The sequence below is a fragment of the Rathayibacter sp. VKM Ac-2754 genome (genome assembly GCF_009807095.1).
In the GTDB taxonomy this organism is placed as follows: Bacteria; Actinomycetota; Actinomycetes; order Actinomycetales; family Microbacteriaceae; genus Rathayibacter.
In genome coordinates this window covers 148,165-166,663 of the sequence record NZ_WUCC01000006.1, presented here as the reverse complement: position 1 = coordinate 166,663, position 18,499 = coordinate 148,165, and the positions used below count along the sequence as shown (strand labels likewise).

Here is an 18,499-nt window from a genome sequence, read left to right as displayed (position 1 = left end):
TCCACGAGCGTCAGGGGATCGGGCTCTCGGGCTGTCTGTCCGACGCAGGTGGATCTCGATACGCCCGCTGCGCGGGCTACTCGATCAGCGAGGGGTGGGAACCCTGCGCGAGCCGTGCGAGCCGTGCGAGCCGTGCGAGCCGTGCGAGCCGTGCGAGCTCGCTGGTCGAGTAGCCGCCGCGGGCGGCGTATCGAGACCCACCTCCCTGCGGACGTGGGCGCCCGCGTCAGTGGTGCCGGAAGCGGTCGGGCGAGATGTCCCAGGGGTCGCGGCCGAGGAGCTCTGCGACGGCGCGGAAGACGTAGCTCTCGATGAGCATGCGCTGGTGCCAGTCGTCACGGCGGTGCAGCTTGGCCAGCCGCTCGATGGGGACGCGGTAGAGCGTGATGCGCCGTGCGGCGTGGTCGACGCGCCACCGGGCGATCCCCGTGCCGTGCAGGCGGGCGGGGTCGACGTCGGGTGTCGTGGCGACGTCGACGTGGATGCCCGCCAGCTCCTCCGGCCACATCCCGCGGAGGTAGTCGATCGCCGATCCGATCGTCATCTCGAAGAAGTCGGTGCGCGTCTGCAGCGGCGGCAGGTGCGGCCCGGTGACCTGGCCGCGGATGCCCCGCCCGTGCCGATCGCGGGATCCGCTGCGCACGGTGCTCGCCTGACGAGTGGTGGAACGACGTGCGCGGGGCATGTCTCCAGCCTATTGCGCCCGCGACCACCCGCTCCGTCGCCCCTTGCTACTCTGAGCCGGATGGACGGTCAGGGCGCGGTGGACCACGAGCGCCTGTGCTCGCGGACGGGCTGCCGCTCCGAGGCGGTCGTGACTCTCACCTACGACTACCGCGACTCCGTCGTCGCCGTGGGCCCGCTCAGCCCATCGCCCGATCCGCTTGGCTACGACCTCTGCGCCGAGCACGACCGGCGACTGCTCGTGCCGAGGGGCTGGCAGACGATCCGCTACAGCGACCCGTCGGCTCCGACCGTCGGCTGATCGACCGGCCGACCGGGCTCGCGCTCGGGGAAGCCCCGAGGAGCGTCCGCGAGGACCGGTGCGAGGCGTCGGAGCCGCTGGTCGGCGAGGCCGAGCGCGCGCCCCTCCCGCGCCCGGCGCAGCGCGGCGACGCCGAGCAGGAAGTCCTCGGCCGGAGCGTTCGGCACCGGCGAGACGAACGCCGACGCCTCCTGGGCGAGCGAGACCGCCAGCTGCGAGCGCGACGGCTCGGTCATCCGCCCGCGCTGGCGGAGGAACTGCGCGAGCCGGCGGGCGAGGGCGTCCGGGAGGCGCGCCACGTCGGCCGTCGCGGCCCAGCGCAGCAGCGGGGCCGGCACCTCCGCCTCGAGCGGCTCGACCCGGGGGACGCGTTCCAGCTGGCTGCGGGTTCCGGCGAGGATGTCGCCGAGTCGACGCGACTGCCGCGAGAGCAGTCCGACGACCGCGGCGAGGCCGCCGGCCGTCATCAGGATCTCGAGCACCCCGGTCAGGCCGCGCACGAGGGCGTGCCGGAACCCGATGGCTCCTCCGTCGTCGCGCACGATCCGCGCTCCCACGGCGAGCTTGCCGAGCGATCGGCCGCGCGTGGCCGTCTCGACGACGACGGGGACGACGACGATCGAGACGACCAGGGCCGCGATGCCGACCGCCGCGAGTGCTGCGTCGTCGAGGCCGCCGTCACCCGCGAGCGAGGCGACGAGGTAGAAGAGGCCGAAGGCGAGGATCAGCTCGGCGAGGAGGTCGATGATCGCGCCGCACGCGCGCAGCACGAACGACGTCACCGGGACGTCGAGGGCGATGGCCTCGCCGGTGATCAGGCCGGGATCGCCGTCGGCGTCGTGGTCCATCGCACTCCTCGGGTCCCGTCCTCCGTCGCAGCGGAGAGATCACTCCGGGCTATCCTCTCAACAGATGGACATCGACGCTCTCTCGGCTGCACGCAGCACCCAGTGGACGCGCCTGGACGAGCTCTCGCGCAAGCGCCGGCTGAGCGGCGGTGAGGCGGACGAGCTCGTGGAGCGCTACCAGTCCGCCTCCGCCGATCTCGCCGCGATCACGTCGACCGCGGGCTCGACGGCCGTCGGCACGCGGCTCGCCGTCTCGCTGTCGCGTGCGCGGGGCCGACTGACCGGCACGGGAGACGAGCCCCTCGCCGCCGTCTCGCGCTTCGTGGTGCTGTCGCTCCCGGCCGCGCTGTACCGCCTCCGCTGGCTGACCCTCGCGGTCGCCCTCGCGACGGCCCTGGTGGCCACGCTCTACGCGGTGTGGATCCTCGGCGACGCCCGGCTCCTCGCCGCGCTCGGCGACGACGAGGAGCTCCGCCGCTTCGCGCAGAACGACTTCATCGACTACTACTCCGAGAACCCGGCCGCCTCGTTCGCGGGCCAGGTCTGGACCAACAACGCCTGGATCGCCGCGCAGTGCGTCGCGTTCGGCATCGTCGGCGTCTACGTGCCGTACATCCTGCTGCAGAACGCGCAGAACCTCGGCACGTCGATCGCGGTGATGTTCCACGTGGGCGAGGGCGACACGTTCTTCCTCTACATCGCGCCGCACGGCCAGCTCGAGCTGACGGCCGTGTTCGTCGCGGCGGCGGCCGGCCTGCGCATCTTCTGGGCGTGGATCGCGCCCGGGCCCCGCACGCGAGCTCAGGCCCTCGCCGAGGACGCCCGCAGCCTCTTCACCGTCGCGATCGGCCTGGTCTTCGTGCTGCTGGTGTCGGGCGTCATCGAGGGCTTCGTGACGCCCGCTCCGTGGCCCTGGTGGCTGAAGATCGGCATCGGCGCGGTCGCGCTCGGTGCGTTCCTCGTCTACATGATCGTGGTCGGGGGCCGCGCGTCGCGGGCCGGTGAGACGGGCGATCTGGATCGGTTCGGGGCGGGCTCGCGGAGCATCGCGGAGAGCTGAGCCGGGTCTCACCGGACGCCCGCTCGGGACTCAGAGCCGTCCGGCCGCCTTCAGCGCGATGTAGCGGTCCGCGAGCAGCGGAGGGAGCCGCTCCGGCGCTCCGAGGACGACGTCGCCGCCGAGCCGGCGCACCGCCGCGGCGAGGCGATCGGAGTCGGTGAGCGAGCGCTGGGCGGCGGCGGCGGTGTAGACGGCGCTCCGGTCGCTCCGATCGGCCGCCATCTCGACCAGCTCGGGATCGAGCGCGCACGCGACGACGACGGTGTGCTGGCGGGTGAGCTGGGGGAGGACGGCGAGCATCCCCTCGGCCGAGCCGACGGAGTCGAGCGCGGTCAGCAGGACGACGAGCGAGCGCTGCGAGGCGAGCGTGCGCACCTGGCCGGGCACGGCCGACCAGTCGGTCTCGAGGAGCTGCGGCTGCACGGGGGCGAGCGCGTCGACGACGCGGCTCAGAACCTCCGTGCCGGTCGCACCGTGCACGCGGGCGCGGCGGGTGCGGTCGAAGGCGAGGACGTCGACGCGGTCGCCCGCCGAGGCGGCCAGCGCGGCGAGCAGGAGGGACGCCTCGATGGCCGTGTCGAGCCGCGGCTCGTCCTCGATGCGCGCGGCGCTGGTGCGCCCGGTGTCGAGGACGAGGATCACCCGCCGGTCGCGCTCCGGCCGCCACGTGCGCACCACGGGCTCGCGGCGGCGCGCGGTCGCCCGCCAGTCGAGCGAGCGGACGTCGTCACCGCGGACGTACTCGCGGAGGCTGTCGAACTCGGTGCCCTGACCGCGGATCATCACGCTCGTGCGGCCCTCGAGCTCGCGCAGGCGCGCGAGGCGCGAGGGCAGGTGCCGCCTCGACCGGAACGGCGGCAGGACGCGGATCGCGGCGGGAGCGGCGTGGGTGGCCTGCCGGCCGGCCAGGCCGAGCGGCCCCTCCGACCGCACCGTGACGTGCAGGGCTCGACGCTCGCCCCGGCGGCGCGGGACGAGCGCGGTCGTGACGGCCCGCCTCTCCCCGGGTGGGAGGCGCAGGGCCGAGCGCGTGGCGATCGCACCCGCCGACGGCTCCCAGGCGTCGCGCAGGACACCGCGGATCCGCCTCCGCCCCGTGTTCGTGACCAGCAGCTGCGCCTCCGCCCGCTCGCCGAGGCGCACCCGGTCGGGGACCCGGCGCTCGACGGAGACGGACCGCGGCGATCCCGCGATCGCCAGGTCGACCCCGACGAGGACGAGCCAGAGCAGCAGCCAGAGCCCGAGCACGCCGAACGCGGTCTCGGCGCGGCCGCCGAAGAGGACGACCGGCACGAGGCCGACCAGGAGGACGAGGACGGAGCGCCCGGTGAGGTGCACGGCTCAGACCGGGACGCGGACCTGCTGGAGGATGCCGCCGAGGACCGCCTCCGTGCGCACGCCCTCGAGCTCTGCCTCAGGCTGGAGCTGGATGCGGTGCCGGAGCACGGGGAGCACCATCGCCTGCACGTGGTCGGGCGTGATCGAGGTGTAGCCGTTCAGCCAGGCCCACGCGCGCGAGGCGGCGAGCAGGGCGGTCGAGCCGCGGGGGCTCGCGCCGAGCTTCACGCTCGGGCTCTGCCGGGTCGCCCGGGCGACGTCGACGATGTAGCCGAGCACGTCGGGGCCCGCACCGACGCGGCGCACCGCCTCCTGGGCCGCACGCAGTCGCGAGGCGTCGAGCACGGGGTGGACGCCGGCGGCGGCGAGGTCGCGCGGGTCGAAGCCCGCGGCGTGGCGGGCCAGCACCTCGACCTCGACGTCGCGCGGGGGCACCTCCAGCACCAGCTTGAGGAGGAAGCGGTCGAGCTGCGCCTCGGGCAGCGAGTAGGTGCCCTCGTACTCGACGGGGTTCTGCGTCGCCGCGACGAGGAACGGATCGGGCAGCGGCAGCGTGCGGCCGTCGACGCTCACCTGGCGCTCCTCCATCGCCTCGAGCAGCGCCGCCTGGGTCTTCGGAGGCGTCCGGTTGATCTCGTCGGCGAGGAGCAGGTTCGTGAAGACCGGCCCCTCGCGGAAGGCGAAGCCCGAGGTGGAGGCGTCGTAGACGAGCGAGCCCGTGATGTCGCCCGGCATGAGGTCGGGGGTGAACTGCACACGGCGCGTGTCGAGCCCGAGCGAGACCGACAGGGCGCGCACGAGCAGCGTCTTCGCGACTCCGGGGACGCCCTCGAGCAGCACGTGGCCGCCGGCGAGGAGCGCGATCAGCAGGCCCGAGACCGCGCCGTCCTGCCCGACGACCGCGCGCCCCACCTCGGTGCGGACGCGGTCGAGCTCGACGCGCAGATCGTCGTCGCCGATCGGCGGGAGGGAGGTGTCGCTCATCGGTGGGGGCCTTCCGGTCGTCGGTCGGGGTGCGTGGTCGCGGGGGAGAGGGCGGTGCGGATCGCGCTCTCGAAACGGAGGAGCTCGTCGGACGCCGAGACCAGCGCCGCGTCGTCGCCGGGCAGGTCGTCGACGAGCAGACGGCGGACGGCGACCGGGTCGCGGCCGAGGAGCTCGGACGCCACCGACACGATCTCCTCGACCGCCGCCGAGGGCGAGAGCCCGAGCTGGGCGCCGACGCGGTGCAGAGTGCCGATGCGCAGGGCGTCGAGGGCCCGGACCCGGGTGTCGCCGCGGGCGTAGAGGCGTGCCCTGCCGCGGGCGGTCTCGCTCGCGTGGACGACGACCGGCAGCGGCTCGACGGCGAGCGGCCCGAACCGGCGCCCGCGCCAGACGGCGGAGGCGACGAACACGCAGACGAGCAGGAGCAGCGCCGGCGTCACCCAGCCGGGCGCGAGATCGGCCGGGTCGGGGGTGGCGCCCCCGGCGAGGTCGTCGAGTCCGACGCGGTACCAGACCAGTCGGTCCTCGCCGCCGAGCAGCCCCAGGGCCAGGGCGGCGCGCCCCGCCTCGTCGATCGTGCCGTTGCGGAGGAGGTCGGCGTCGCCGACCGCGGTGACGGGCGCACCTCCGGGGCCGGTGGCCGAGGCGAGTGCGAAGGCGTCGTCGCCGGTGGGGAAGCAGCCGACGGCGTCGCCCTCGAGGACGCGGTAGGTGCTCCCGCCCGACGGGATGCTCTCGGCGCGCTCGGCCGCGGGGAGCGGGCAGCGGGCCGGGAGGTCGCCCTCGTCGAGCGGGGCGCCGGCGAACGCCACCTGCGGCAGGAGCGCGTCGAGCGCGGCGCCGGTCGGCTCCACGAGCACGATCGCTCCGGCGGCGGCGCCCAGGCCCGCGTACTGCGACTCGTCGAGGACCGCGTTCGGGTCGTCGATCAGCAGCGTCGTGCCGTCGCCGACCGTGTCGAGCGCCGAGTCGAGGTCGTCGGCGCGCACGACGTCGACGCCCTCCTCGCTCAGGACCTGCGCGACGGCGCGCGCGCCACCGGGGGCGGCGCTGTCGAGGTCGAGGTCGGCCCCGGGAGTGGGCGCGCCCGTGGCGACGGTCAGCAGCAGTGTCCCGACGGCCACGAGCGCGAGCAGCAGAGCCCAGAGCCGGCCGCGGCGCAGCAGAGCGCCGAGGGTCGGGGTGGTGACGGAGGCGGTGGTCGTCATCGGCGGGGAGCGAGGGCGGCGAGTGGATCGAGCGCCGGCCCGAGATCGGGAGTCGTCGCGGCGAGAGAGCGGTCGAGGTCGCGGATCCGCTCGTAGTCTGCCGCAGTGCCGTGGCCGTCCAGGTACCGGACCCGGTCGAAGTCGTCCGCGCAGCGGCGCAGGGCCTCGGCGGATCCGGGGAAGGCGGCGGAGGCCCGGCGGGCGAATCCGTGCGCCGTGGTGCCGGGAGAGTGGCTCACCACCGTCCGCTCGTCGAGGGCGCGCACCAGCGCGCGGAACCGCTCGACGAGGGCCTCGTCGAAGTCGCCCCGAGCAGCGGCCGCCTCGGCGAGGGCCCGGATGCTGTCGGCCGATCGGCCGTCGTCCGCGGCGAGCACCGCGCCCCTCGAGAGGGCGCTCCGGCGGCGCCGACGCGGCGCGCCGGCGATGAGCAGGGCCGCGACGACCAGGGCGAGCAGCACCACGACTCCGATGACGGCCGCGAGCGGCACCCCCGCGCCGTCGGTGGGCACCGAGAGGGAGGCGAACCAGTCGCGGATCGCCTGCACCGTGCGGTCGAACCACGTCGGCTCGGCGGCCCGGTAGCGCGGATCGGCGAGCTCCTCGAGGAGGAGGCGCCGCGCCTCCTGCGCATCGGGATCGAGCGGCGCACCGATGAGGATCACCGGGGCGCCCGCTCGGGGGCGGGGAACGGGTCGGTGCTCGGGCGCCCGGCCGCGCGGTCCTCGACGTGCCGCAGGAGCACGAGGTCGAAGCCCTCGCGCCGCATCCGCCGGTCGAGGTAGGCGAGACCGGTGACGGCCGACTGCAGCACCGTGCCGACGGCGCCGATGACCAGTCCGACGGCGACCGAGAGGAGGGTCACGATCAGCGAGGAGACGATCTGGGCGCCGGGGTCGGTCGGGGCGATCAGGGCACCGGCGATCGGCACGAGCAGGCTCAGCGGAGTGGCGATCACCTGGCTCGCGAACTGGACGATCAGGAGCATCAGCGCCAGAGCGCCGAAGGTGCGCCAGAACCCGCCGACGACGAGAACCCACGAGCGGGCGACGGCCCGCCTGATCGAGAGGCGCTCGACGACGAGGATGCTCGGCACCAGCGCCAGCTTCGTCCCGATCCAGACGCCGAGCGCCGCGGCCGCGAGACTCGCGAAGACGAGGACGAGGATGCCGCCCACGATCGTGCCGGCACCGCCGTTCTGCGCACCGAGCAGGAAGAGGGGGACGGCGAGCGCGACGGCCGCCGCGACCAGGAGCGCCGTCCCGATGCCCTGCAGCACCGTCCAGCCGACGAGGGCCCAGAAGCGCCCGCGGAGGCGCCCGAGGAGCTGGCGCAGCGTCGGGCGCTCGCCGAGGACCCCGCGCGAGACCTCCAGCACGACGACGCCCTGCACGAGCGCGCCGGTCGCCAGGGCGACGGCGAGGGGGATCAGGGCGGCGAGGATCACGATGGCGATGGCTCCCGCTCCGACCGCGTCCTGGTCGGCGGCGTCCGCCTGCTCGATGCGTCCGACGGCGAGGACGGCGATCACGCCGTAGAGCACGAGCGCGAGGACCGAGCCGACGCCCTGCACGAGCAGCGCGACGCCGAGCGTGGTGCGGGGACTGCGTCGCAGCACCTGGAACGGCGCCCCGAGGAGGGTGCCGAAGCCGAGGGGGCGGAGCGGGATCAGACCGGGCTTGGGCGGGGGCGTCCAGCCGGGCGTCGGGCCCGACGGGGGTGCCGACTGCTGCCCCGGGCCGGTGGGCGCCCAGGCGACCGGCGGCGCCGGTGCGACGACGTCGCGGCTCGGGGGCGCAGGCGGGACCGCGTCGCGAGGGGTGCCGGCGGCGCCGCTGTCCGCGGGCCCTGCGGGCGGGGGCCACTGAGCTGCATCGGTCATCCCTCCCATGCTGTCACAGGCCCGCGCGGCGCTCCTCCTGCGCGCCCGGCGCCCTCCCGGCCGCGTCGGTTAGCCTGAGCCGGTAACCGCGGACGCCCAGGGGGGTGAGCGCGACCCGAGACGAGGAAGAACAGGCTCATGAGCGCGCGCATTCTGGTGGTCGACGACGACGCGGCCCTCGCCGAGATGATCGGCATCGTGCTGCGGGCCGAGGAGTACGACGTCTCCTTCTGCGCCGACGGCTCCGGAGCGCTGGAGGCCTTCCGCCGCGCCCGGCCCGATCTCGTGCTGCTCGATCTGATGCTCCCGGGCAAGGACGGCATCGAGGTCTGCCGCGACGTGCGCGCCGAGTCGGGCGTTCCCATCATCATGCTCACCGCGAAGTCCGACACCGCCGACGTCGTGCAGGGCCTCGAGTCGGGCGCCGACGACTACATGGTCAAGCCGTTCGACCCCAAGGAGCTCGTCGCGCGGATCAAGACGCGGCTGCGGCCCGCCCAGGTGGCGGCCAACGCGGTGCTGCAGGTCGGCGACCTCAGCCTCGACGTCGCCGGCCACGAGGTGCGCCGCGGCGACCTGCGGATCGGGCTGACCCCGCTCGAGTTCGACCTCCTCCTCGCCCTCGCCTCCAAGCCCCAGCAGGTGTTCACGCGCGAGATGCTGCTGGAGCAGGTCTGGGGCTACCACTACAAGGCCGACACCCGCCTGGTGAACGTGCACGTGCAGCGCCTGCGCGCGAAGGTCGAGAAGGATCCCGACGACCCGCGGATCGTGATGACCGTCCGCGGCGTCGGCTACCGCGCCGGCGCTGTGCTCCCGAGCTGACCGTGTCCGTCGCCCGCCGGTTCCGGCGCCCCGCGATCCGCCGGTGGCCGCGCAGGATCCTCGGCGCCTGGCGCAGCTCGCTGCAGTTCCGCGCGGTGGCGATCACCGTCCTGCTGAGCGGCATCGCGATCGGCTCCACGGGGGCGTACCTCTCGTACAGCATCAGCGACAACCTCTTCCAGTCGCGCCTCAGCCAGGTGACGGGGGACACCTCCCGCGCCACGCGGGCCGCCCAGGGCTACCTCGACGCGGCCACCGTCTCCACCCGCCAGGACATGGAGGAGGTGATGAGCTCGGTGCGCACCGCGGTCCGCGACGCCTCGTCGTCGGCTCTGATCGCGATCGTGCGCTCGCCCGACCAGGAGGCGTCCTCCCTCGCGCCGCAGGACATCTACAACCGCGAGCTGCAGAACGGCGTGATCAGCGACGAGCTGCGCCAGCGGGTGCAGGACGGCGCGGACGGCCAGTACTGGCAGTCGGTCACCCTCGACGCATCCGGCGAGGAGCAGCCGGGCATCCTGGTTGGATCCACCCTCGAGCTGCCGAGCAGCGCGGGCCGGTACGAGCTCTACATCGGCTACTCGCTCGCCGACGCCGAGCGCACCCTGCAGTTCGTCCAGCAGGTCCTCAACGTCGCCGGAATCCTGCTGGTGCTGCTGATCGGCGCCGTCAGCTGGATCGTCGTGCGCCTGGTCGTCGCGCCCGTCCGGGTCGCCGCCGAGACCAGTCAGCGTCTGGCGGCGGGCGACTTCGACGTGCGCATCCCCGAGAAGGGCCAGGACGTGATCGCCACCCTCGCCCGCTCCTTCAACGGCATGGCCGACAGCCTGCAGGACCGCATCAGCGAGCTCGCCACGCTCAGCCAGGTGCAGCAGCGCTTCGTCTCGGACGTCTCGCACGAGCTGCGCACTCCGCTCACCACGATGAAGCTGGCCGGCGACGTGCTCTTCGACCAGCGGGAGGCGTTCCCGCCGGTCGCCGAGCGCACCGTCGAGCTCCTGCACGGGCAGATCGACCGGTTCGAGAGCCTCCTCGCCGATCTCCTCGAGATCTCCCGCCACGACGCGGGGTCGGCCGAGCTCGAGCTCGAGCCGGTCAATCTGGTGCGCCTGGCCAGCGAGGAGATCGCCGACATGAGCGGGATCGCCGCCGCGAACGGCTCCGAGCTGACACTCTCGGCGCCCGGAGGCTACTTCGACGCCGACATGGACGCGCGCCGCGTCCGCCGGATCGTGCGGAACCTCCTCGGCAACGCGATCGAGCACGGCGACGGGCGCGAGATCGTGGTGACGGTCGACAGCAGCGCGACCGCGGTCGCCCTCGCCGTCCGCGACTACGGTCACGGCATGAGCTCCGAAGAGGTCGCAAGGGTGTTCGACCGGTTCTGGCGGGCCGACCCGTCCCGTCGGCGCACCCTCGGCGGGACGGGGCTCGGCCTCTCGATCGCGCAGGAGGACACCGCGCTGCACCACGGCTGGCTGCAGGTCTGGTCGATGCCCGATCGCGGAGCCTGCTTCCGCCTCACCATCCCGCGGCGCCGGGGCGAGCGGATCGAGTCCTCGCCCCTCCCGCTCCCGCCGATCGACGCCGGCGAGCAGGCCTTCACCGGGCCGATCGTGATGCCGCCGCTCCCGACCCCCGACGGAGCGCTCTCGTGACGAAGTTCCGCACCCTCGCCTCCGCCCTGCTGCTCGTGCTCGCTCTCGCGGGCTGCGCGGGGATCCCCCGCGACGGCGGTGTCGGCGTCGGGCAGCCCGACGCGGCGCCGCAGGACCTCGAGTACGACTTCCTGCCCTCGGGGCCGGCGGCCGGCGCCTCGCAGCGCGACATCCTCAACGGCTTCATCGACGCGGCCTCCAGCCCGCAGGGCAACTACAAGATCGCCCGCGAGTTCCTCTCGACCGGAGCCGACTGGACGCCGAGCGAGCACGTGACGGTCGACGAGGGCCAGCGCTCGCAGGTCCAGCCGTCGACCTCGACCCTGACCCTGACGATCACCCCCGTCGCCGAGGTCGACGCCAGCGGCGTGTACACCGAGGTGGCGACGACCGCCGCGCTGAACCTCGACTACGGCTTCGTGCAGGAGAACGGCGAGTGGCGCATCAGCGCGCCGCCGAGCGGAGTGGTGATCGACCGGACCACCTTCGAGCAGGTCTTCTCGACGCACGCGCTCTACTTCTACGACCCGAGCTACAGCTACCTCGTGCCGGACCTGCGGTGGTTCGCGTCGAGGGCGGACAGCTCGACGAGCACGACGATCGTCACCGAGCTGCTGCGCGGGCCCACCGCCTGGCTGCGCGACTCCGATGCGGCCGTCTCGGCCTTCCCGACGGGGACGGCGCTCGCCGCCGAGACGGTGCCGGTCGAGGCGCAGCGGGCAGTGGTCGATCTGAACTCGGCGGCGCTCGAGGCCGACGAGCGGCAGTGGCGCCTGATGTCGCTGCAGCTGAGCCGGAGTCTCGCCAACGTCTCGAACGTCACCGGCGTGACTCTCTCGGTCGAGCAGAACCCGATCGAGGTCGCGGCCGAGACGACGGGACTGCCCACGTCGCCGCGGGTCGACACGCGGCCGCTCGTGCTCACCGACGACGCCTTCGGCTTCCTCGGCTCGTCGGGCCTCACCGAGACGGCGGTGTCCGACCGGGTGCGGGAGCTGGCGCCCACCGCGGTGGTGCTGGGGGAGCAGCGGGGCGCCGACTCCGACGCGGCGGCCGCCGTGCTCTCGAACGCCGGAGTCGCACTCGTCACTCCCGGCCGGAGCGACGTGCTGCTCGACGCTCGATCGGGCCTGACGGCGCCGAGCATCGACCCGCTCGGCTACGTCTGGTCGGTGCCCGCCGCCTCGCCCAGCCAGCTCGTCGCCTACTCCTCGGACGGAGCGACCTCGTACCAGGTCGCGACCGCCTGGTCGGAGATCGACTCGATCGCCTCGCTGGCGGTCTCGCGCGACGGCACCCGCATGCTCGCGCTGGCGCAGGACGGCCAGCAGGCGACGGTGCTGATGGCCGGCATCAGCCGATCCGCGACGGGGGAGCCCCTCGCCGTCGGCGAGCCCGTGGTGCTCCGCTCCTCCCTCGGCACGGCGATCGCCGCGAGCTGGACGGACGAGCTGGACGTCGTCTCGGTCGTGCGCGCCTCGACGGGCGAGGACGCCGTGACCCTGAACCAGATCGGAGGCGGCGCCACGTCGCTCGGCACCACCACCGGCACCCTGCAGATCGCGGCGGGCAACGCGTCCACCCAGGTCAGGATCCTCGCCGAGGGCGGCGAGCTCCGCCAGCAGCGCGGCTCGGCGTGGCAGACCATCGCGACCGACGTGCGGCTGCTGGCGGTGCAGACCGGCATGGGGTCCTGACCCGTCCGGCTCTCGCGCGACTCCGGGCGCACCTCCGGCTCGCGGAATCGCGTTCGGCTCGCAGGAACCGGCGATTCCTGCGAGCCGGGGCGGATTCCGCGAGCCGGAGGTCTCCGAGCGGGGCGCGACCCTCCTCCACAGGCCGTCGGGCGTCGGAGTAGGGAGGGTGGCGCGTCACGTCGCACGCGCTCCGGGCAGGCTCGGCGCATGCTCCGCGACTCCCTTCTCGACGCCCTCGCCGTCCTCCTCCCCGTCGACTGCCCGGCCTGCGGAAGCCCCGCCCGCGCGGGGCCCTGCGGCGGGTGCCGCGCCGAGCTCGCCGAGGCGGGGCGGCCCGGTCGGCGCACGCTCGGCCCGGCGGAGCACCCGCTCGGAGTCGTCACGGGCGCGGCGTACTCCGGAGTGGTCCGCCGGCTCGTCCTCGCGCTGAAGGACGAGGGGCGGGTCGGAGCCGCGCCGCCTTTGGCCGTGCTGCTGCGGCCCGCTCTGCGCCTGGCCCTGCGTGAGGAGCCCGCCGTGCTCGTCGGCCCGCCGGGCTCCTACGGCCGGCGGCTCCGTCGCGGCTACGACCCGGTCGACCTGATCGTGCGGGCTGCGGGGGGCCGGCCGGCGCGCCCCCTCCGCCGTGCGCGGCACTCTCTCGACCAGGTCGGTCTCGGGCGGTCGGACCGCCTCGGCAACCTCGACGGCGCCTTCCGGGCGCGCCGTCCGCTCGTCGACTCGCCCCCGATCCTGCTCGTCGACGACGTCGTGACCTCGGGCGCGACCCTGCTCGAGATGCGGCGCGCCGTCGAGGCGGCGGGCGGCAGGGTACGCGGCGCGGTCGCCGTCGCGGGCACGCCGCTGCGTGCTGAGGCGGGATTGCCGGGCGACTCACCGCGGTCGCCGATGATCCTCCGGATGAACACTCGGTGACACTCCGGTGGCCGGGGTCTACGCTCGGTGGCACGGCGTGAACGGTCCGCCCCAGAGAAAGGCGGCACGCCGTACTCGACTGGGAGGTTGTCATGGACATCGACATCACAGGACGCAACTTGGGCATCACCGATCGCTTCCGCGCGTACGCGACGGAGAAGGCGGAGAAGGTGGGGCACCTCGCCGATCGAGCCCTCGCGCTCGAGATCAAGGCGAGTCGGCACAGCGAGGGCAAGGGCGCCACAGGGGGAGACCGGGTCGAGCTGACCCTGATCGGGAAGGGCCCCGTCGTCCGCGCCGAGGCGAGTGGTGCCGACAAGTACGCGGCCTTCGATATCGCCCTCGGGCGCCTCCTCGAGCGGGTGAGGCGAGCCAAGGATCGCAAGAAGGTGCATCGGGGCCAGCATCGGCCCACCTCGCTCCGGGATGCGGCCGCCGACGACTTCAGCGTCGTCGCCATCCAGCCGGCCGATGCCGCCATCCTCGAGCAGGTGAGCACGGGGATCGTGCCGGTGCAGGCCGAGGCGCCGGCGCCCGCGGAGGACGAGGTCGAGGAGGAGCCGTACTGCCCCGTCGTCATCCGCAAGAAGGTCTTCGCGTCCGTCTCGATGACGGTCGACGACGCCGTCGACTACATGGAGCTGGTCGGCCACGACTTCTACCTGTTCATCGACGCCGACACCGGCCGCCCGAGCGTCGTCTACCGGCGCAAGGGCTGGGACTACGGCGTGATCGGGCTCGGCGACGAGGCCGACGAGCTCGCGGAGCAGACCGCGGTCTGACCTCCGCCCCCTCCTGACGGGCCCCGGTGCCTCGCGCACCGGGGCCCGTCGGCGTCCGCCCCTGGCGGACAGCACCTCAGACCGCGCACAGCCCTCCCCGGCTAGGCTGGTCGCGGTCCGCGCTCCGGTGCGGAACCCCTGCCTTCTACGTTTTGGAGTACCCCGTGGCCTCAGTTCTCGAAAAGGTCCTTCGCGTCGGGGAGGGGCGGGTCATCCGTCGCCTCGAGAACTACGCGAAAGCCGTCAACGCCCTCGAAGAGGACTTCACGCACCTCAGCGACGAGGAGCTGAAGAACGAGACCGTCGAGCTGCGCGAGCGCTACTCGAACGGCGAGTCGCTCGACGACCTCCTGCCGGAGGCGTTCGCTGCGGTCCGCGAGGCGTCGCGCCGCACCCTCGGGCTCCGTCACTTCGACGTGCAGCTGATGGGCGGCGCGGCACTGCACCTGGGCAACATCGCCGAGATGAAGACAGGAGAGGGCAAGACGCTCGTCGCGACCCTCCCGGCCTACCTCAACGCGATCGCCAGCCGCGGTGTGCACATCGTCACAGTGAACGACTTCCTCGCCTCGTACCAGTCCGAGCTGATGGGCCGCGTGTTCCGCGCCCTCGGCATGACCACGGGCGTGATCCTCTCGGGTCAGACGCCCCAGCAGCGCCGCGAGCAGTACGCGGCCGACATCACCTACGGCACGAACAACGAGTTCGGCTTCGACTACCTCCGCGACAACATGGCGTGGCAGGCGCAGGACATGGTCCAGCGGGGCCACTTCTACGCGGTCGTCGACGAGGTCGACTCGATCCTCATCGACGAGGCGCGCACCCCGCTGATCATCTCCGGCCCCGCCTCGGGCGAGGCGAACCGCTGGTTCTCGGAGTTCGCCAGCCTCGCCAAGCGCCTCATCGAGGGCGAGGACTTCGAGGTCGACGAGAAGAAGCGCACCATCGGCGTCCTCGAGCCCGGCATCGAGAAGGTCGAGGACTACCTCGGCATCGAGAACCTCTACGAGTCGGCCAACACTCCGCTGATCTCGTTCCTCAACAACGCCATCAAGGCCCGTGCCCTGTTCAAGAAGGACAAGGACTACGTCGTGCTGAACGGCGAGGTCCTGATCGTCGACGAGCACACCGGCCGCATCCTCGCCGGACGCCGCTACAACGAGGGCATCCACCAGGCGATCGAGGCCAAGGAGGGCGTGCAGGTCAAGGCCGAGAACCAGACGCTCGCCACGGTCACCCTGCAGAACTACTTCCGCCTCTACTCGAAGCTCTCGGGCATGACGGGTACGGCCGAGACCGAGGCGGCCGAGTTCATGGCCACCTACAAGCTCGGTGTCGTGTCGATCCCGACCAATCGCAAGATGCAGCGCCTCGACAACCCCGACCTCGTCTACAAGAACGAGCAGGTCAAGTTCGAGCAGGTCGTCGAGGACATCGTCGAGCGCCACGCGGCGGGCCAGCCCGTCCTGGTCGGCACGACCAGCGTCGAGAAGAGCGAGTACCTCTCGCGCCTACTCGCCAAGAAGGGCGTGCGGCACGAGGTGCTCAACGCCAAGAACCACGCTCGGGAGGCGGCGATCGTCGCCCAGGCGGGTCGCCTCGGCGCCGTCACCGTCGCCACGAACATGGCCGGTCGCGGCACCGACATCATGCTCGGCGGCAACGCCGAGTTCCTCGCCGTCACCGAGATGGCGGGCAAGGGCCTCAGCCCGTCCGAGACTCCGGAGGAGTACGAGGCGGCGTGGGACGGCGTGTTCGCCGAGGTCAAGGCGAAGGTGGCCGAGGAGGCCGAGAAGGTCCAGGCCGCCGGCGGCCTCTACGTGCTCGGCACGGAGCGCCACGAGTCGCGCCGCATCGACAACCAGCTGCGCGGTCGCTCCGGCCGCCAGGGCGACCCGGGTGAGAGCCGCTTCTACCTCTCGCTCACCGACGACCTGATGCGCCTGTTCAACTCCGGTGCCGCCGAGGCCCTGATGGGCCGCGGCAACGTGCCCGACGACATCGCGATCGAGTCGAAAGTCGTCTCGCGCGCCATCCGCAGTGCGCAGTCGCAGGTCGAGGCGCGCAACGCCGAGATCCGCAAGAACGTGCTCAAGTACGACGACGTGCTGAACCGCCAGCGCGAGGCGATCTACTCCGACCGCCGCCACATCCTCGAGGGCGACGACCTGCACGAGCGCACGCAGAAGTTCCTGGTCGACGTGATCGACGAGATCCTCGAGGTGCACACCGGCACCGGCAACGGTGACGACTGGGACTTCGACGCTCTCTGGACCGAGCTCAAGACGCTCTACCCGATCAGCCTCACGATCGACGAGGTCGTGCAGGAGGCGGGCAGCCGCGGGCGCATCAACAAGGAGTTCATGCGCCGCGAGATCCTCTCGGACGCGAAGATCGCCTACGAGCGCCGCGAGGAGCAGCTCGGCTCGCCGGCGATGCGCGAGCTCGAGCGCCGCGTCGTGCTCTCGGTGATCGACCGCCGCTGGCGCGACCACCTCTACGAGATGGACTACCTGAAGGACGGCATCGGCCTGCGGGCGATGGCGCAGCGCGATCCGCTGGTCGAGTACCAGCGCGAGGGCTTCGCCCTGTTCCAGCAGATGATGGGCCAGATCCGCGAGGAGACCGTCGGCTTCCTGTTCAACCTCGAGGTCGAGGTGACGCAGAAGCAGGGCGAGGTCGCCGGAGTCGCCGCCAAGGGGCTCGCCGAGCCGGTCGCCCCGGTCGAGAAGCTGAGCTACTCGGCGCCGAGCGACTCGGGCGGAGTCGAGGTGCGCAACCAGCGCGGCCAGGTGCAGCAGGCGGCCACCGCGAAGGCGAGCGCCGCTGCGGCCCGCGAGGCGCGCCCGCAGGACGACGCCGCGACCCCCGCGACCGGCGCCTTCGGGCAGAAGCCGGGTGCCGCCGAGGACGACGTCCCGAACAACCGGCAGGAGCGCCGCGCGCAGCAGAAGCGCCGCTGACCCGCTCGACCGAGGGCCCCGACACCGCTGCTGCGGAGGTCGGGGCCCTCGGTCGTCTCCGCCGTCGACGCGACTGCACACCGCGGGGGCTGGGTCCGCGTATGGTCCGACGCCGCTGAAGCAGGTGGTGCCCCTCAGAGAAGTGAACTCCTGCGCGTGGTCCCTCCCTCGCTGATCGAGTAGCCCGCGCAGCGGGCGTATCGAGATCCACCAGCGTCAGAAGGCGAGGCCTGAGGACCGATCTGCTGACGCTGGTGGGTCTCGATACGCCCCTCCGGGGCTACTCGACCAGCGAGGGGCCGGCGGGCGCCGACTTCGCTCTCCTCGCCGAGAGACGAAGCGGCTCCGTCGCCGGAGGGGCGCGACGCGGCGTCGCGTCTCGGTAGGTTGTGGGGCGGACCGACCAGCTGACGACGGAGGCGACGATGACGGTTCTCGACAGCGCGAGCGGCTCGGACGGGGAGTCGCTGGAGGGCGCAGTCGCGCAGGTCGTGGGGCGGTACCCGCAGATCGCCGAGCTCGTGTTCACGCCGGTGGCGGCGCCGCACCCCCTGTCCGACGCCGCCGAGGTGTTCCACCACGCCGCCGGACAGCTGCTGAAGAGCGGGACGGAGCGTCCGCTCGCGTTCTTCGGCTACCACTCGATGAACCGCTTCACGCGATCCCGGGAGGCGGTCGGCCTCCTCCTGACCGACCGCGCCGTGCACGTGAAGGACTCGCCCGCCGGACTCTTCGGCGAGAAGGTCCCTCGCGTCGTCCCGCTCCTCGCCGGCCGGGACGGCCCTGCCGCGTCGGCCGCCGCTGCCGTCGCCTCTGCGACGAGCGACTTCGACTGGAAGTCGGCCGATCGGGTGATCACCGTCGAGCGTCGCCCCCTCCTGCTGCAGGCCGTCACCGATGCGATCGTCGTGGTGCTCGGCAGGGCGGCGGTCTCGGCAGCCCTGCCGACCGAGGTGCCCCGCGCGACCGGCCTCCTGGAGCGCGCCGACGAGCTCGGCCTCGGCGCGGTGCTGAAGCTCCCGGACGAGAGGACCCGCAAGCACTTCGCCAAGCTCGTGAAGGGCTTCGCGATACCGGCCGACGAGACCGTGCTCTTCGGGGTGACCGATCAGACGCTCGGTGGCTCGTACGGGATCGTCGCGACCGACCGCGCGCTCCACTCACGGGACCTGATGGAAGCGCCGATCGCGACTCCGCTGGCCGACATCGTCCCCGAGCAGGTCAGGATCGTCGAGAAGAACCTGCTCGCCGGGACGACGCACACCCTTCCGATGCACCTGACCGACGCGAACAGGGCGGCGCTGGCGACCCTCGTCTCGGAGTACGCCGCCGGCACTCTGCACTGACGACC

16 protein-coding genes are annotated in these 18,499 nt (G+C 73.1%); 9 read left to right on the top strand and 7 right to left on the bottom strand.

The features are described from left to right. Positions 1-226: 226 nt before the first annotated feature. The gene (locus tag GRS92_RS12055; RefSeq protein ID WP_159856634.1) at positions 227-685 is read right to left on the bottom strand and encodes a metallopeptidase family protein; all 459 of its coding nucleotides are present in this window, start codon (positions 683-685) and stop codon (positions 227-229) included. A gap of 60 nt (positions 686-745) precedes the next feature. On the opposite strand from GRS92_RS12055, the gene GRS92_RS12050 reads away from it, so the two are divergent. Then, positions 746-985 (top strand): DUF3499 family protein, encoded by a 240-nt coding sequence (locus GRS92_RS12050; RefSeq protein ID WP_159856632.1) that lies wholly within the window; start codon positions 746-748, stop codon positions 983-985. Here GRS92_RS12050 and GRS92_RS12045 read toward each other — a convergent pair. Further along, entirely contained in the window at positions 952-1,833 is an 882-nt protein-coding gene (locus GRS92_RS12045; protein ID WP_159856630.1) for an RDD family protein, read from the bottom strand. The two genes, GRS92_RS12050 and GRS92_RS12045, sit on opposite strands and share 34 nt — an antisense overlap. 64 nt (positions 1,834-1,897) lie before the next feature. Between GRS92_RS12045 and GRS92_RS12040 the strand changes: the two genes are divergently transcribed. Further along, positions 1,898-2,893, top strand: a complete 996-nt coding sequence (locus GRS92_RS12040) for a stage II sporulation protein M (protein ID WP_159856628.1) — start codon at positions 1,898-1,900, stop codon at positions 2,891-2,893. A gap of 30 nt (positions 2,894-2,923) precedes the next feature. Here the strand turns inward: GRS92_RS12040 and GRS92_RS12035 are convergent, their stop codons facing one another. Genes GRS92_RS12035 through GRS92_RS12015 form a run of 5 tightly spaced genes read right to left on the bottom strand, consistent with a single transcriptional unit; the run spans position 2,924 to position 8,308 of the window. Beyond that, entirely contained in the window at positions 2,924-4,231 is a 1,308-nt protein-coding gene (locus GRS92_RS12035) for a DUF58 domain-containing protein (RefSeq protein ID WP_159856626.1), read from the bottom strand. A 3-nt stretch (positions 4,232-4,234) separates the two neighbouring features. Then, positions 4,235-5,215 carry an AAA family ATPase gene (locus tag GRS92_RS12030; RefSeq protein WP_159856624.1) on the bottom strand — a complete coding sequence of 327 codons (981 nt, stop codon included), beginning with the start codon at positions 5,213-5,215 and terminating at the stop codon, positions 4,235-4,237. Beyond that, entirely contained in the window at positions 5,212-6,426 is a 1,215-nt protein-coding gene (locus GRS92_RS12025; RefSeq protein WP_159856622.1) for a DUF4350 domain-containing protein, read from the bottom strand. The genes GRS92_RS12030 and GRS92_RS12025 overlap by 4 nt, the downstream gene beginning before the upstream one ends. Beyond that, the gene (locus tag GRS92_RS12020) at positions 6,423-7,091 is read right to left on the bottom strand and encodes a DUF4129 domain-containing protein (protein WP_159856620.1); all 669 of its coding nucleotides are present in this window, start codon (positions 7,089-7,091) and stop codon (positions 6,423-6,425) included. Before GRS92_RS12020 ends, GRS92_RS12025 begins: the two co-directional genes overlap by 4 nt. After that, entirely contained in the window at positions 7,088-8,308 is a 1,221-nt protein-coding gene (locus tag GRS92_RS12015; protein WP_159856618.1) for a hypothetical protein, read from the bottom strand. Before GRS92_RS12015 ends, GRS92_RS12020 begins: the two co-directional genes overlap by 4 nt. A 138-nt stretch (positions 8,309-8,446) precedes the next feature. On the opposite strand from GRS92_RS12015, the gene mtrA reads away from it, so the two are divergent. From mtrA to GRS92_RS11980, 7 genes are all read left to right on the top strand, one after another. Continuing rightward, a complete protein-coding gene (gene mtrA / locus GRS92_RS12010; RefSeq protein ID WP_159856616.1) occupies positions 8,447-9,133 on the top strand; it encodes an MtrAB system response regulator MtrA in 687 nt (228 codons plus the stop codon). Between the two features lie 2 nt (positions 9,134-9,135). Further along, positions 9,136-10,791 carry an MtrAB system histidine kinase MtrB gene (mtrB, locus tag GRS92_RS12005; RefSeq protein ID WP_235021986.1) on the top strand — a complete coding sequence of 552 codons (1,656 nt, stop codon included), beginning with the start codon at positions 9,136-9,138 and terminating at the stop codon, positions 10,789-10,791. Next, positions 10,788-12,488, top strand: a complete 1,701-nt coding sequence (locus tag GRS92_RS12000) for a GerMN domain-containing protein (protein WP_159856614.1) — start codon at positions 10,788-10,790, stop codon at positions 12,486-12,488. The genes mtrB and GRS92_RS12000 overlap by 4 nt, the downstream gene beginning before the upstream one ends. Positions 12,489-12,695: 207 nt before the next feature. Further along, a complete protein-coding gene (locus GRS92_RS11995) occupies positions 12,696-13,403 on the top strand; it encodes a ComF family protein (RefSeq protein WP_159856612.1) in 708 nt (235 codons plus the stop codon). A gap of 92 nt (positions 13,404-13,495) precedes the next feature. Then, a complete protein-coding gene (gene hpf / locus GRS92_RS11990) occupies positions 13,496-14,185 on the top strand; it encodes a ribosome hibernation-promoting factor, HPF/YfiA family (RefSeq protein WP_159856594.1) in 690 nt (229 codons plus the stop codon). A 164-nt stretch (positions 14,186-14,349) separates the two neighbouring features. Further along, positions 14,350-17,148, top strand: a complete 2,799-nt coding sequence (secA, locus tag GRS92_RS11985; protein WP_159856592.1) for a preprotein translocase subunit SecA — start codon at positions 14,350-14,352, stop codon at positions 17,146-17,148. Positions 17,149-17,573: 425 nt separating this feature from the next. Next, positions 17,574-18,494, top strand: coding sequence for a hypothetical protein (locus GRS92_RS11980; protein ID WP_159856590.1), 921 nt, complete (start codon positions 17,574-17,576; stop codon positions 18,492-18,494). Positions 18,495-18,499 lie beyond the last annotated feature (5 nt).

Excerpts from the sequence above, each read along its gene's own strand:
- GRS92_RS12050 (WP_159856632.1), top strand. The coding sequence starts at position 746 with ATGGACGGTCAGGGCGCGGTGGACCACGAGCGCCTGTGCTCGCGGACG.
- GRS92_RS12025 (WP_159856622.1), bottom strand. The coding sequence starts at position 6,426 with ATGACGACCACCGCCTCCGTCACCACCCCGACCCTCGGCGCTCTGCTG.
- GRS92_RS12055 (WP_159856634.1), bottom strand. The coding sequence starts at position 685 with ATGCCCCGCGCACGTCGTTCCACCACTCGTCAGGCGAGCACCGTGCGC.
- GRS92_RS12015 (WP_159856618.1), bottom strand. The coding sequence starts at position 8,308 with ATGACCGATGCAGCTCAGTGGCCCCCGCCCGCAGGGCCCGCGGACAGC.
- GRS92_RS12040 (WP_159856628.1), top strand. The coding sequence starts at position 1,898 with ATGGACATCGACGCTCTCTCGGCTGCACGCAGCACCCAGTGGACGCGC.
- hpf (WP_159856594.1), top strand. The coding sequence starts at position 13,496 with ATGGACATCGACATCACAGGACGCAACTTGGGCATCACCGATCGCTTC.
- GRS92_RS12030 (WP_159856624.1), bottom strand. The coding sequence starts at position 5,215 with ATGAGCGACACCTCCCTCCCGCCGATCGGCGACGACGATCTGCGCGTC.
- GRS92_RS11980 (WP_159856590.1), top strand. The coding sequence starts at position 17,574 with ATGACGGTTCTCGACAGCGCGAGCGGCTCGGACGGGGAGTCGCTGGAG.
- mtrA (WP_159856616.1), top strand. The coding sequence starts at position 8,447 with ATGAGCGCGCGCATTCTGGTGGTCGACGACGACGCGGCCCTCGCCGAG.
- GRS92_RS11995 (WP_159856612.1), top strand. The coding sequence starts at position 12,696 with ATGCTCCGCGACTCCCTTCTCGACGCCCTCGCCGTCCTCCTCCCCGTC.
- GRS92_RS12045 (WP_159856630.1), bottom strand. The coding sequence starts at position 1,833 with ATGGACCACGACGCCGACGGCGATCCCGGCCTGATCACCGGCGAGGCC.